The following is a 12,191-nucleotide window of genomic DNA, read 5'->3' on the forward strand; positions in this document are numbered from 1 at the left end:
GCGTGAGCCCTGAGCTGAACACCGGAACTCCCGCCGCAGTAACCAAAGCCGGAACCGTCCGCGCCGTCTTCCTCGACGTGGACGGCACCTACGCGGACTACGGCGTGGTGCCCGCGGGCCATGTGCGGGCGGTCCAGGCGGCCCGCGAGGCGGGGCACCGGGTGTTCCTGTGCACCGGCCGGCCCGTCTCTATGCTGCCCGGCGCCATCCGTGGTGCCGGCTTCGACGGGCTCGTGGCCAGCGCCGGCGCCTACGTGGAGGTGGCCGGCGAAGTCCTCGTGGACCGGCGCTTCCCTGCGGATCTCGCCGCCCGCACGGTCGCCACCCTCGATGCGCACGACGCCGTCTACGTCCTGGAAGCCCAGGAATCCCTGCACGTGGCACCGGCGGCGGAGGAACGCCTGCGTGCCATCATCGAGGAACACTTCAGCCAGGCGCCGGACGGCCGCGAGGTAGGATCGTCCGCGATCCTCGGCGCACTGGAGCGTGTCCCGGACCTGGCCAAAGTGCCGTTCTCCAAGGTCTCGGTGTTCGACTCCCCGGTCCCCATGCAGCTGCTGGTTGAGGAAATCGGCGACGGGATCGCCGTCGTCGAGAATTCCATCGCGGACGAAGGCCGCCACGCTGGCGAGCTGTACCAGCGCGGCATCAGCAAGGCCGACGGCGTTGCCGCGGCGATCGCGCACCTGGGCATTTCGCGCGAAAACAGCATCGCAGTGGGCGACGGCGAGAACGACCTTGAGATGGTCGCTTTCGCCGGCATCGGGGTCGCCATCGAGGGATCCTCGCCCGAATTGCTGGCCCTGGCAGACCGTACCGCCGCGCCGCCGCAGCAGGAAGGCCTCGTGGCGGCATTCGAGGAGCTCGGGCTGATCTGAGCCCCCACCACGGCGCACAACGGGGATCGAAGGCGGTCGCCGCTTCCACTCCCCGGGCAGATAATTGATGTACCAGCATGGCCCGACGTCCGCCATGCCCTACGATGCGACGCCCCGCCGGGACGCTGTCACCGCTGGCCGGGCTGGCAGCCAGCCAGCCGGCGTATCGAATCGAGGAGCACCATGTCTACGTTGAAGGAGCGGCTGCACGCAGACGTCGTCAGCCACATGAAGGACGGCAACCGCGTGGCCCTGTCCGCCGTGCGCAATGTCCTGAGCGAGATCGACACCCGTGAGAAGGCCGGCAAGACGCCCATCCACATGGACGACGCCCAGATCACGGCCATGTTGCAGAAAGAGGCAGCAAAGCGCCACGAAACCGCCCACATTTACGAGGAAGCGGGGGAGTCCGAGCGTGCCGCCACGGAGATCGCAGAGGCCGAGGTCATCGAGGCCTACCTCCCCGAACCCCTGACCGCTGCTGAAGTCGAGGCCATTGTCGACGAGACCATTGCATCGCTCAAGGCCGACGGCGTGGAGCTGTCGCTCATGCACATGGGTTATGTCATGAAGCCGGTCACCGAGAAGGTTGCCGGCCGCTTCGACGGCAAGGCGGTCAGCGAGATCGTCCGCAAACGCCTCACGTAGCGGAGCGGAGCGGTAGCGAGGACGGCGGCCCGGCAGCGGCGCGCCGCCCGTCCGAGAGCGCCCGAAAAGTCAACGGGAACCCGGTAGCCACCTCAACCGCCTGGCCCATCCGGCGCTGCACCGTCCGGCCACTCATCCGGGTCGCAGCGGCGACCTCCGCCGCCACCGACCGCTGCGCGAGCTCGCGCAAGGGCGCGCGCCACCCGGGGATGCGACAACTTAGCCTCAGAGCCGGAATTTAGTAAGTCTGCTGATTATTTTTCCGAAAACCATGGACTCGGCCTTGGCGCCCCGTTAGCGTCGAATGTGTGGACGACACGTCCAGTGAACGCAGAACTTCCTCGACCGGCACACCGAACAGACGAGCAGGTGGACTATGAGCGATTCACAGCAGCACCCATCCCAGCAAGCCCCGGACGCCTTGGATTCGCCGCCGTCGGACCCGCGAGGCGGCTACCACTCCGGCCCGTTTCCCAAACAGGAGCAGGAACAACCGGGCCTCACGGCCAAGACCGAGCCCACGCCGGACCACGGCGAACGCAGCTACGAGGGCCACGGCCGGCTGGACGGCAAGGCGGCGCTGATCACCGGCGGGGACTCCGGTATCGGCAGGGCGGTGGCGATTGCCTTCGCAAGGGAGGGGGCCGACGTCGCGATCTCCTACCTCCCCGAGGAAGAGGCAGATGCCAAGGCGACGGCGGACCTCATCCAGGAAGCCGGCAGGCGTTCCCTGCTGCTCGCCGGCGACGGGCGGGAAGAGCAGTTCAGCACGGAGATCGTCGACAAGACGGTTGGCGAGTTCGGCCGGCTCGACGTCCTGGTCCTCAATGCCGCGTACCAGAAGAACCGCGAGAGCCTCGATTCAACCCCCACGGAAGAGTTTGACCGGGTCTTCAAGACCAACCTCTACAGCCTGATCTGGACCGCGCAGGCGGCGGTCCCGCACATGAAGCCAGGCGGGTCGATCATCACCACGGCCTCGATACAGGCCTTCAACCCGTCCCCGGGACTGTTCGACTACGCGATGACCAAGGCCGCGCAGGTGGCCTTCACGAAGGCGATCGCACAGGAGCTTGGGCCGAAGGGTATCCGGGTGAACGCCGTCGCGCCCGGGCCGATCTGGACACCGTTGATCCCGGCCACTGAATGGCCGGACCACCTGCCTGACTTCGGGCAGGACACGCCACTCGGACGCGCGGGCCAGCCCGCCGAACTCGCCGCGGCCTATGTTCTGCTGGCGTCCAACGAAGGCTCGTACATCTCCGGCGCCGTGCTTCCCGTGACGGGCGGCAAGGGACTCTAGTTCCCCACCAACCTCGACGAAAGGGAGGAACACCATGGATCAGGATCGCAGGAACCCTGAGGAGGAAGCGGGCGGCTACGGAACGCCCACGGTGGAGCAGGAAATGGGCGGCGAACAGCTGGCGCAGCCCCGGACCGGACAGGCCATCGACGAGGACGCGGACAGCGCGGGTGAGCCGGGCGCCGGACGCATGGGCGGCACCGAAGAACAGGCCAAGGCCGAGCGACACACTGATTGGCCCGACGTCGTCCTTCCGTCAGCGGAGGCGGAGATGGACGAAGGAAACACCGACGTGCTGGATCGCCCCGATGTTGATTCGTCCAAGGGTCCCGACGGCGGCGGGACCGGCCGGCCGCAGGAGAAGTCGCCGCGCGATGACGAGGAAGAAGGCGAAAGGTTCGACGCCGGGTAGGAGGCCGTACCCGGCCGACGGTAAGGCTTCGTGCCGGCTCGGGGCAGATCCTTCGTTGACACCCCCCGTTTCGGAGTCCTCAATGGGGTTATGGATCAGGCCACTGTAGGTGCCGTCTGGGCGGCGACATGCATCGCGGCGGTGGTGGCCCTCGCGTTGGCCGCGCGCCGGATCGGCCGCTTGAACGCGGCGGCGTGGATGCTGGCCGTCGCGGCACTCCTGCTCGCGGGGGAGGACCCATGGCAGCTGGTGTTCATGGCCTCCACTCCTGTCAGTAACACGGACGATGGAGTGCTGGGTCTCGTGAAGGCGCACACCTTGGCACACATGGTCGGCGGCGCCGGCATGTCCGTGGCTGGCCTTGTGCTTGCGGTGTGGGTTGCCCATACGGGACTTCGTCGCGCCCAACGCTGGGCGTGGTGGGCGTTGCTGACTGTTCTGCTGATCGTCGGAGGAACCGACACGTATGAACTGACGATCTATCCGCACGGCCTGCCCCTGTTCCCCACGCCCTCCGACGGCAACCGGGGCTTCGGCTGGCCCAGCCTGGTAGCCGGTTTCGCGGCCTGGGCTTTGGCCCTTGGCTTCTCATATGGCCCCGTTTTCCGAAGCGGCGACCAAGGCGGCCAAGGCATCCAAGGAGGACAAAAAAGAACTCGCCGCTAGGAGCCCTTACCGCTTCTTCGGGTGCCGCTTCGCCGCAGCGTTGATCGCCGACTTCGCGGCCGGCGGAAGCCCTGCGGTTTCCATTTCGGGCTCGGCCGCGGTGCCGCGCGCCCGGGCGACGGCCCTCATGCCGTGGTAGATCACCAACGCCGCAGCCGACCCCAGCGCAATGCCCGTGAACTTCAGTTCGCCGATGGTCCAGGTGTAGTCCGCGATGCCGATGATCAACGCGACGGCGGCCGTGGTCAGGTTGACGGGGTTGGAGAAGTTGACCTTGTTCTGCACCCAGATCTTCACCCCCAGGATGCCGATCATGCCGTAGAGCATGGTGGCCGCGCCGCCCAGCACGCCCGCCGGGACGGTGGCAATCAGTTCGCCGAACTTCGGCGAGAAGCTCAGCAGGATCGCGAACACACCGGCCACCCAGTATGCCGCCGTCGAGTACACCTTGGTGGCGGCCATGACGCCGATGTTTTCGGCATAGGTGGTGGTGCCGGAACCGCCGCCGAAGCCGGCCAGGATGGTCGCGGCACCGTCGGCCATCAGCGCGCGACCGGAGACGTCGTCGAGGTTCCGCCCGGTCATGGTGGCCACGGACTTCACATGCCCAACGTTCTCGGCGACGAGCACCAGCACCACCGGCACGAACAGGCCCACCACGCCCAGGTGGAATTCCGGCGTCTGGAAATGCGGCAGGCCAATCCACGCCGCGGCATCCATCTTGGAGTAGTCCACCTCGCCGCGCGCCATGGCCGTGAGGTAGCCGACCACCACGCCCACCAGGATGCTCAGGCGGCCCACGATCCCGCGGAACAGCACGCTGACCAGGATGATCGTCACCAGGGTCACCAGTGCCGTGATGGGCGCCTTGTCGAAGTTCGTCTTCGCGGCCGGGGCCAGGTTCAGTCCGATCAGCGCCACGATGGCGCCCGTGACGATCGGCGGCATGGTCCGGTTGATCCACTCCGCGCCGAACTTATTCACCACCGCGCCGATGAGCGCCAGTACGACGCCGGCCAGCACCACTCCGCCCAGCGCACCGGCCACGCCGTACTGCTGCTGGGACGCCAGGATGGGGGCGATGAACGCGAAGCTGGAACCAAGGTAGCTGGGCACCCGGCCCTGGGTGATCACCAGGAAAAGCAGCGTGCCGATGCCGGAGAACAGCAGGGTGGTGGCCGGCGGCATCCCGGTGATGATCGGCACCAGGAACGTGGCGCCGAACATGGCCACTACGTGCTGCATGCCGACGCCGATGGTCAGCGGCCAGGCCAGCCGCTCCTCGGGGGCCACCACCTGGCCGGGGCGGATGGTCTTGCCGTTGCCGTGGAGCTTCCATTTGACGCCGAGCATGCTCATGGCAGGGGCCTTCCTCAGGAGATTGCGGGGTTTCGCTGCCACTTTACCGCCGAAATGCGAGGCCCGCTTTACGTGCTTTGGCTCGAATAAAGAACGTAAAGCAGGCCCCGCAACGGAAAGGAAATCAGTACCCCAGATTGAAGCTGCGCACGGACTCCCTGATGTCCTCTTCCACGAGGTCGGCGTTGATGGCCGCGGCTGCCATCGATCCTTCGCTGGCAGCCGTGATGACCTGGGCCCGCGGATTCACCAGGTTTCCGGCAACGTACACGCCGCGGACGCTCGTCAGCCCGGCCCCGTCCGTGACCACCCAGCCGGCGTCGTCCGTTTCGCAGCCCAGGCCGCTGAGCAGGCCGTTGTTCGGCACGAAGCGCGGCGGCACAAACAGGGCGCCCCGGGGGACCAGCCTGCCGTCCGTCATTTCCACCCCGGAGAGGTGGCCGTCCTGCGCCACCACCCGCTGGACTGTCCCTTCCACGACCCCGATTGCCCGGGCCGTCAGCTCGGTGCGCTGCTGGGCGGTCAGGAGCCCCTCGGGAACAAAGAGCACCACGTCCTTGGCCCACTGGCGGATCAACTGGACGTAGCGGACCGAGTCCGGGGAGCTTCCCAGGACACCCAGCGGCCGGTCACGGACCTCGTAGCCGTGGCAGTAGGGGCAATGCAGCACATCCTTCGCCCACAGCTCCGCCAGGCCTTCAATCTCCGGAAGCTCGTCGCGCAAGCCGGTCGCCACGAGCAGGCGCCGCGCCGAAATCCGCCGCCCGCCCTCGGGGCCGGCGCCCGCCGAACCGTGCTTGGGGGGACCACCACCGGACAGCAGCACCCAGAAGCCCGGGGTGCCGTCCGGCACCAGGTCCTGTACGACGCCGTCGAGCACCTCGCCGCCATAACCGCGCACTTCTTCCCGGCCGACAGCCAGCAGTTCCCGCGGCGGCATGCCGTCACGCGAGAGGAAGCCGTGCATATGCGCCGCCGGCGCGTTCCGCGGAGACCCTGAATCCACCACCAGGACCTTCCGCCCGGCGCGGGACAAGACCAAGGCCGCCGACAATCCGGCCGCGCCGCCACCAATAACCACAACGTCGTATTCGCTCATGCGTCCAAGGCTGGAGCTTCATCCCTGAACCGGCAACCATCGTTGCTGTTTTCGGGAAATCCGGCTTGGATGGGCGGGTGGAAGACGAAACAGGCGGGATCACGGCGGCACTCGAGCAAGTGGGCGAGCGGCTGAAACGGCTGAGGACTCGGCACGGCATCACGCTGACGGCCTTGGCCGAAACCACGGGTATTTCGAAAAGCACCTTGTCCCGGCTGGAGACCGGCCAACGCAAGCCAAGCCTGGAATTGCTGCTCCCGCTGGCGCAGGCATACAGGGTGCCGCTGGACGACCTGGTGGGTGCGCCGGAGGTCGGTGATCCCAGGATCAGGCTCAAGCCCCGCCAGGTGAACGGGCGGACGGTCATTCCCCTCACCAAACAGCCGGGCGGACTGCAGAGCTGGAAGATCGTGATTCCGGCCTCGAATGCCGAACCGGATCCGCGCGTCCATGAAGGCTACGAATGGATGTACGTGCTCTCCGGGCGGCTGCGCCTCGTGCTTGGCGGCCATGACCTGGTGCTCGGCCCGGGGGAGGTGGCTGAGTTCGATACCCGCGTGCCCCACTGGTTCGGCAGCGCGGGGGAGCAGCCGGTGGAGGTCCTGAGCGTCTTCGGCGGGCAAGGCGAGCGGATGCATCTCCGGGCCAAGTCAGGCCCGAAGCGCTGAGAAGCAGATGCAGGGAAGCAGGCGTTAACGCGCGGCGTTCCAGGCTTTGATGAACTCGTCCTGGTCCGCGTTCTTGACGTATTCGAAGGACTCCTTGGTCAATGTCTTGGCGGCGTGGAAGTTGAGCTGACTGTCGTCCGGGCCCTCCAGCACGGTCCACGCCCCCGGGGCCACCAGCGGTTTCGCAAGGGATGCAACATTGTTCAGCGACACCTTGAAGTCCGCGCTGAGGCCGGGATTGTCAGCGGAGTCATTGATATCCAGCGCCGTAACGGCGGGGTTGCCGGCTAGTTCCTCGAAACCTCGCAGCTGGGTGGGCTTCCCGCCGTACCAGGAGTAGCTAAAAGGATTTCGCGGTTGCCAGGCAACGGGGACCCACAACTTCAGCGCGTACCCCGCGGTGAATTCGGGCTGGTTCTGTGCTTGCTTGACAACCGAGGCGGCATGGCTGATGTCTGACAGGGTGACTGTGATCCACTTGCCGCTTCCCATACGCACGGACTCCACTCCCGGAAGGCCGCGGAAAGCTGCGCGGAGCCCGGCAGCTTCCGGGGCCAGTGCTGCGCCGGCTACGCTGCCCTGCCGTACGTGGACTGTGAGCCCGCCGCCGGCGGCCGTGGCCGCCTGCTGGATCGCGGCCTGGGCTGTGCTCGGTTCCACAGCGATGGTGAGAACACGGTTCTCGAACGTCCATTCCGCGATTTCTTCGCGAGCGGAAACCGCGTGCAGGGCTGATTCCAGCCCGGCCGGGACGTCCTGCAGGATGGCGTTGACCGTTCCCCGTGGCTCGTTCAACTCGCCCTCCAGTTCCGCGTTCAGTTGTATTTCCGGGCCTTCGGACCACGTGGGCAGGCTGTTGAGCAGCTTCCGGTCGGCGAGGAACGTCTCTGTACTGCCGCGGTAGATGTTGTCGCCCGGGGCGCCCGACTTGCACGTCCAGGTCCCGGCCAGACTCTTCCCTGTGGCCTGGAGCTGTGTACGGAGCTTGGTCTTGGCTGGCGCAGCTGGGTCGCCCCTGCAGACCCCAACGCCGTTGGCTGCCAGGCCTTGGAGCTCAAGCCTGGAGCCAAAAGGCGGATCGTAATCCTTGATCCGCTTTTGGAAGTCTGCAAAAACGTCCTCGGGAGTATCCGCCCGCAACATCACCAGGATTTCGGAGGAGCCAAAAAACGACGCGGAGCCCGGACGGATATCCAAACGGTCGATCCACTGAGCGTTGCTCTTCTCGATATAGGCGCGGAAAGAATCTCCAGATCCGTGGTCCTCCGCGCAGGATGCGGTGCCAAGTCCCAGCACCGTGGCGATGACCAGGAAGAGTGCCGTGCGCTTCATGTCTACCCCCGTATCCCGCCGAAGCGGACCAGCTGCGTCGATTCGCGGCCAGCCTAGCCACCCGCGTGCCCAACGTCACACGGCGTTATGGGAATCTGTGGAAAACGCTTGAAGTTGCAACCATGGAAAGCAACAGCGCCCGGCCACCCCAATCGCCACGGGCCCAGCGAAAGGTACGCGAATGACAATCGCCCACGAAGAAGCAGTGATTGACGCCGCCGCAGTCGACGCCATTTTTGCCGAAGCCCGCACCGCCAACTCCTTTGCCGGTGAAGTCACCGAGGAGCAGGCCCAGGCCATCTACGAACTGACCAAGTTCGGCCCCACCGCCTTCAACTCCCAGCCGCTGCGCGTCACCTACGTCCGCTCCGACGAGGCCCGTGCCAAGCTCGTGGACTCCCTCGCCAACGGCAACAAGGCCAAGACCGCTTCCGCCCCGCTGGTCGCCATCCTCAGCTACGACACCGCCTGGCACGAGCAGTGGGACAACTTCCTCCCCGGCTACAACGCCCCGAAGGCCATGTACGACGCCAACGCCGAGTTCACCGCGGCCACCGGCAACAACAACGCCCACCTGCAGGCCGGCTACTTCATCCTGGCCGTCCGCTCCCTCGGTTTCGCAGCCGGCCCGATGACCGGTGCCGACTTCGCCGCGATCGACCGCGACTTCTTCCCGGCCGGCGACCAGAAGAGCTTCCTGGTAGTCAACATCGGCCAGCCCGGCCCGGACGCCTTCGGCGCCGCCAAGCCGAAGTTCTCCTACGACGACGTCGTCCGCACCGTCTAACGGCGACACAGCCAAAGGCCCGGGTGCCGCGCTCGCAGCGCGGCACCCGGGCCTGCTTGTTTAACAGCGTTGTTTGCCGGCGCGGTGGGAAACTGTCCCTATGCGGAACCTCGTCATGGTGGTCTTCGTCGAGGAAGTGGCCGAGGGGCTCGTCTTTCCCCGCGATGACTGGCCGCTGCACATCACCCTCCTGAGGTTCGACGTCGATTCCTCCCCAGGCAGCCGGCCCGACGTCGTCCCCCACCTCGCGCAGCTCCTTGCGGCTCCCGTGGCGGGTGCGCTGGGCGCGGAGCTCACCGTCGGAGCTGAGGAGCGCTTCGGACGCCAGGGCTCCATCCCGGTCAGCCTGGTGGACCACCACCCGCTGCTGCAGGGCCTCCATGAGGAACTTTTCGACGCCGTCGCGGGTTTGGGCGGGAATGTCGCCACCCCGCACCACACGCTGGAGGGCTACCGCCCCCACATCTCGCACCACAACGGAAAACGACCGCACGAGGGCGACGCCGTCCTGCTGGACCGCGTCGCCCTCGTGGACATGGCGCCCGGCGGGAAACACACCATCCGCAAAATCCTGAAGCTCTGGCGCCTGCCTGCTGGATGACCTGGAAGAACCGAAAGGCTAGGCGATGACCCCGTCCACCAGCTTCTTGGCCTCGTCCTGGACCTGCTTGAGGTGCTCGGCACCCTTGAAGGATTCTGCGTAGATCTTGTAGACGTCCTCGGTGCCGGAGGGGCGGGCTGCGAACCAGGCGTTCTCGGTGACTACCTTGAGGCCGCCGATGGAAGCGCCGTTGCCCGGTGCCTCGGTGAGCTTGGCCGTGATGTCCTCGCCGGCCAGCGTGGTGGCGGTGACGTCCGCGGCGGAGAGCTTGCCCAGCTTGGCCTTCTGCTCGCGCGTGGCGGCGGCGTCGATGCGGGCGTAGACGGGAGCGCCGAACTGGTCCGTGAGGCCCTTGTACAGCTGTGACGGCGACTTGCCCGTCACCGCCGTGATCTCCGAGGCGAGCAGGGCCAGCAGGATGCCGTCCTTGTCCGTGGTCCACACGCTGCCGTCCAACTTGTTGAAGGAAGCGCCCGCGGACTCCTCGCCGCCGAACGCGCCTTCGCCGGAGAGCAGGCCGGGGACGAACCACTTGAAGCCCACCGGAACCTCCACGAGCTTGCGGCCGAGGCCCTGCGCCACGCGGTCGATGATCGAGGAGGACACCAGGGTCTTGCCAACCACGGACGCCGGGTTCCAGCCGCTGCGGTTGCGGTACAGGTAGTCGATCGCGACGGCGAGGTAATGGTTCGGGTTCATCAGCCCGCCGTCGGGGGTGACGATGCCGTGGCGGTCGGCGTCGGCGTCGTTACCGGTGGCGACGTCGTATCGGGCGTCTCCGGACGCGACCTTCTGGATCAGCGAAGCCATGGCCGCCGGCGAGGAGCAGTCCATGCGGATCTTCTCGTCCCAGTCGAGGGTCATGAACGCCCACTGCGGGTCCACCGTAGGGTTCACCACGGTGAGGTCCAGCTGGTGGCGTTCGCCGATCTCGCCCCAGTAATCCACGGAGGCACCGCCCATGGGGTCGGCGCCGATGCGTACGCCTGCTCGGCGGATGGCGTCCAGGTCCAGCACCGAGGGAAGGTCATCCACGTAGCTGCTGAGGAAGTCGAACTTGCCCGTGGTTTCGGCCTTGAGCGCGTCGTTGAGCGGGATGCGCTTGACGCCGCGGAGCCCATCCTCCAGCAGCTCATTGGCGCGATTGGCAATCCAGCCGGTGGCGTCGGTGTCGGCCGGGCCGCCGTGCGGCGGGTTGTACTTGAAGCCGCCGTCGGCCGGCGGGTTGTGGCTGGGCGTGACGACGATGCCGTCGGCCTGCGGCGTGCCGGGGGCAGCCTCGCGGTTGTGCTTGAGGATGGCGTGGCTCAGGGCCGGGGTGGGTGTGTAGCCGTGACGGGCGTCGACCAGAACGGTGACGCCGTTCGCGGCGAGCACCTCAAGGGCGGAGTTCTGCGCGGGTTCGCTCAGGCCGTGTGTGTCCTTGGCGAGGAACAGCGGGCCGGTGATTCCCTGTCCGGCGCGGTATTCGACGATTGCCTGCGTGATGGCGAGGATGTGGCCCTCATTGAAGGACGCCTTCAGGCTGGAGCCGCGGTGGCCGGAGGTGCCGAACGCCACCCGTTGTGAAGGATCGCCCAGATCCGGCTTGACGTCGTAGTACGCGTCAAGGAGGGCGGTGAGGTCTACAAGGTCCTGGGGAAGGGCAACTGTGCCCGCACGGCTAGCCATTGCCCCAGCATGCCAGACCGTTTCACACCGCTGAAGAGATGTGACCGCGAATCGGCCCCTATGACGGCAGGAGTCGCCGCCAACGCCACAAGATTCATCGTCCGTTTACCGACTGCGCGGCGGTAGGCTGGGCAAAACAGCACTTTCAGAGGGGGATCTCATGAGTGAACAGCCAGCCAAGCCGGACGAGACGCCGAAGAACGACACCCCGCAGGGGTCCGAACCGCCGTCGTTCATGCCGCCGGGCCAGCCGGGGCCCGAACAGTACGCGCAGCCGGCCCAGCCCGGGGCCTACGGCCAGGACGCACCTTACGGCCAGCAGCCCTACGCCGCGCCGGCAGCCTACGGTCAGCAGAGCCAGCCCTACGGACAGCCCGCGAGCCCTTACGGACAGGTGCCGGGCCAGCAGCCCTACGGCCAGCCCGCCGGCCCGTATGGCCAGCCTGCCTACTACGGTGTGCCCGCGGAGCCCAAGGGCCTGAGCATCGCCAGCATGTGCTGCGGAATTGCCGTCTACCTCGGCTTCGGTTTCATCCTGCTTCCCCAGATCGCGGCCGTCGTGCTCGGCCACATGGCATTGAAGAAGGAGCCGTCAGGTAGGGGAATGGCGATTGCCGGCCTGGTCATGGGCTACCTTGGCATCCTGCTCACCGTGGTGCTCGGCATCTTCTTCATCATCGCCGTCACCGCTGCGTCGCAGTACCGCTACAACTACTGACAGACGACGACGGCGGCAGGCGCTTCGGCGGGAATCCCGCCGAGGTGCC

Annotated in this window: 13 protein-coding genes; 9 read left to right on the forward strand and 4 right to left on the reverse strand. The window is 66.8% G+C overall.

Annotated elements, in window-relative coordinates:
• Positions 1-2: 2 nt before the first annotated feature.
• From ACN9M4_RS00585 to ACN9M4_RS00605, 5 genes are all read left to right on the forward strand, one after another.
• Positions 3-878, forward strand: coding sequence for an HAD-IIB family hydrolase (locus tag ACN9M4_RS00585; protein ID WP_426301360.1), 876 nt, complete (start codon positions 3-5; stop codon positions 876-878).
• Positions 879-1,061: 183 nt separating this feature from the next.
• Positions 1,062-1,526 (forward strand): GatB/YqeY domain-containing protein, encoded by a 465-nt coding sequence (locus ACN9M4_RS00590; protein WP_426301362.1) that lies wholly within the window; start codon positions 1,062-1,064, stop codon positions 1,524-1,526.
• A gap of 376 nt (positions 1,527-1,902) precedes the next feature.
• A complete protein-coding gene (locus tag ACN9M4_RS00595; RefSeq protein WP_426301364.1) occupies positions 1,903-2,829 on the forward strand; it encodes an SDR family oxidoreductase in 927 nt (308 codons plus the stop codon).
• Between the two features lie 34 nt (positions 2,830-2,863).
• The gene (locus ACN9M4_RS00600) at positions 2,864-3,241 is read left to right on the forward strand and encodes a hypothetical protein (RefSeq protein WP_426301366.1); all 378 of its coding nucleotides are present in this window, start codon (positions 2,864-2,866) and stop codon (positions 3,239-3,241) included.
• A 90-nt stretch (positions 3,242-3,331) separates the two neighbouring features.
• Positions 3,332-3,907 carry a hypothetical protein gene (locus ACN9M4_RS00605; protein ID WP_426301368.1) on the forward strand — a complete coding sequence of 192 codons (576 nt, stop codon included), beginning with the start codon at positions 3,332-3,334 and terminating at the stop codon, positions 3,905-3,907.
• 6 nt (positions 3,908-3,913) lie between these two features.
• Here ACN9M4_RS00605 and ACN9M4_RS00610 read toward each other — a convergent pair whose 3' ends face one another.
• Both ACN9M4_RS00610 and ACN9M4_RS00615 read right to left on the reverse strand, forming a co-directional pair.
• On the reverse strand, positions 3,914-5,266 hold the full coding sequence (locus ACN9M4_RS00610; protein ID WP_426301370.1) for a uracil-xanthine permease family protein: 1,353 nt from the start codon (positions 5,264-5,266) through the stop codon (positions 3,914-3,916).
• A 124-nt stretch (positions 5,267-5,390) separates the two neighbouring features.
• A complete protein-coding gene (locus ACN9M4_RS00615; protein WP_426301372.1) occupies positions 5,391-6,365 on the reverse strand; it encodes an NAD(P)/FAD-dependent oxidoreductase in 975 nt (324 codons plus the stop codon).
• Between the two features lie 77 nt (positions 6,366-6,442).
• Here ACN9M4_RS00615 and ACN9M4_RS00620 point away from each other — a divergent pair, with 77 nt between their 5' ends.
• Entirely contained in the window at positions 6,443-7,033 is a 591-nt protein-coding gene (locus tag ACN9M4_RS00620) for a helix-turn-helix domain-containing protein (protein ID WP_426301374.1), read from the forward strand.
• A gap of 24 nt (positions 7,034-7,057) precedes the next feature.
• On the opposite strand, the gene ACN9M4_RS00625 is transcribed toward ACN9M4_RS00620, so the two are convergent.
• The gene (locus ACN9M4_RS00625; protein ID WP_426301376.1) at positions 7,058-8,365 is read right to left on the reverse strand and encodes a hypothetical protein; all 1,308 of its coding nucleotides are present in this window, start codon (positions 8,363-8,365) and stop codon (positions 7,058-7,060) included.
• Between the two features lie 181 nt (positions 8,366-8,546).
• Here ACN9M4_RS00625 and ACN9M4_RS00630 point away from each other — a divergent pair, with 181 nt between their 5' ends.
• Together ACN9M4_RS00630 and ACN9M4_RS00635 are read left to right on the forward strand one after the other, a co-directional pair.
• Positions 8,547-9,152 carry a malonic semialdehyde reductase gene (locus ACN9M4_RS00630; protein ID WP_426301378.1) on the forward strand — a complete coding sequence of 202 codons (606 nt, stop codon included), beginning with the start codon at positions 8,547-8,549 and terminating at the stop codon, positions 9,150-9,152.
• A 100-nt stretch (positions 9,153-9,252) separates the two neighbouring features.
• Entirely contained in the window at positions 9,253-9,753 is a 501-nt protein-coding gene (locus tag ACN9M4_RS00635; RefSeq protein WP_426301380.1) for a 2'-5' RNA ligase family protein, read from the forward strand.
• 18 nt (positions 9,754-9,771) lie between these two features.
• Here ACN9M4_RS00635 and pgm read toward each other — a convergent pair whose 3' ends face one another.
• Positions 9,772-11,424: a phosphoglucomutase (alpha-D-glucose-1,6-bisphosphate-dependent) gene (pgm, locus tag ACN9M4_RS00640; protein WP_426301382.1), complete on the reverse strand. Its 1,653-nt coding sequence runs from the start codon at positions 11,422-11,424 to the stop codon at positions 9,772-9,774.
• A 160-nt stretch (positions 11,425-11,584) separates the two neighbouring features.
• On the opposite strand from pgm, the gene ACN9M4_RS00645 reads away from it, so the two are divergent.
• Positions 11,585-12,142, forward strand: a complete 558-nt coding sequence (locus tag ACN9M4_RS00645) for a DUF4190 domain-containing protein (protein WP_426301384.1) — start codon at positions 11,585-11,587, stop codon at positions 12,140-12,142.
• Positions 12,143-12,191: the final 49 nt, after the last annotated feature.

Source organism: Arthrobacter sp. R-11, assembly GCF_049913155.1.
In the GTDB taxonomy this organism is placed as follows: Bacteria; Actinomycetota; Actinomycetes; order Actinomycetales; family Micrococcaceae; genus Arthrobacter.

Bases quoted from the DNA above. Each gene is read 5' to 3' on its own strand.
- ACN9M4_RS00600 (WP_426301366.1), top strand. From the start codon at position 2,864: ATGGATCAGGATCGCAGGAACCCTGAGGAGGAAGCGGGCGGCTACGGA.
- ACN9M4_RS00590 (WP_426301362.1), top strand. From the start codon at position 1,062: ATGTCTACGTTGAAGGAGCGGCTGCACGCAGACGTCGTCAGCCACATG.
- pgm (WP_426301382.1), bottom strand. From the start codon at position 11,424: ATGGCTAGCCGTGCGGGCACAGTTGCCCTTCCCCAGGACCTTGTAGAC.
- ACN9M4_RS00645 (WP_426301384.1), top strand. From the start codon at position 11,585: ATGAGTGAACAGCCAGCCAAGCCGGACGAGACGCCGAAGAACGACACC.
- ACN9M4_RS00635 (WP_426301380.1), top strand. From the start codon at position 9,253: ATGCGGAACCTCGTCATGGTGGTCTTCGTCGAGGAAGTGGCCGAGGGG.
- ACN9M4_RS00610 (WP_426301370.1), bottom strand. From the start codon at position 5,266: ATGAGCATGCTCGGCGTCAAATGGAAGCTCCACGGCAACGGCAAGACC.
- ACN9M4_RS00625 (WP_426301376.1), bottom strand. From the start codon at position 8,365: ATGAAGCGCACGGCACTCTTCCTGGTCATCGCCACGGTGCTGGGACTT.
- ACN9M4_RS00595 (WP_426301364.1), top strand. From the start codon at position 1,903: ATGAGCGATTCACAGCAGCACCCATCCCAGCAAGCCCCGGACGCCTTG.
- ACN9M4_RS00615 (WP_426301372.1), bottom strand. From the start codon at position 6,365: ATGAGCGAATACGACGTTGTGGTTATTGGTGGCGGCGCGGCCGGATTG.
- ACN9M4_RS00605 (WP_426301368.1), top strand. From the start codon at position 3,332: ATGGATCAGGCCACTGTAGGTGCCGTCTGGGCGGCGACATGCATCGCG.
- ACN9M4_RS00630 (WP_426301378.1), top strand. From the start codon at position 8,547: ATGACAATCGCCCACGAAGAAGCAGTGATTGACGCCGCCGCAGTCGAC.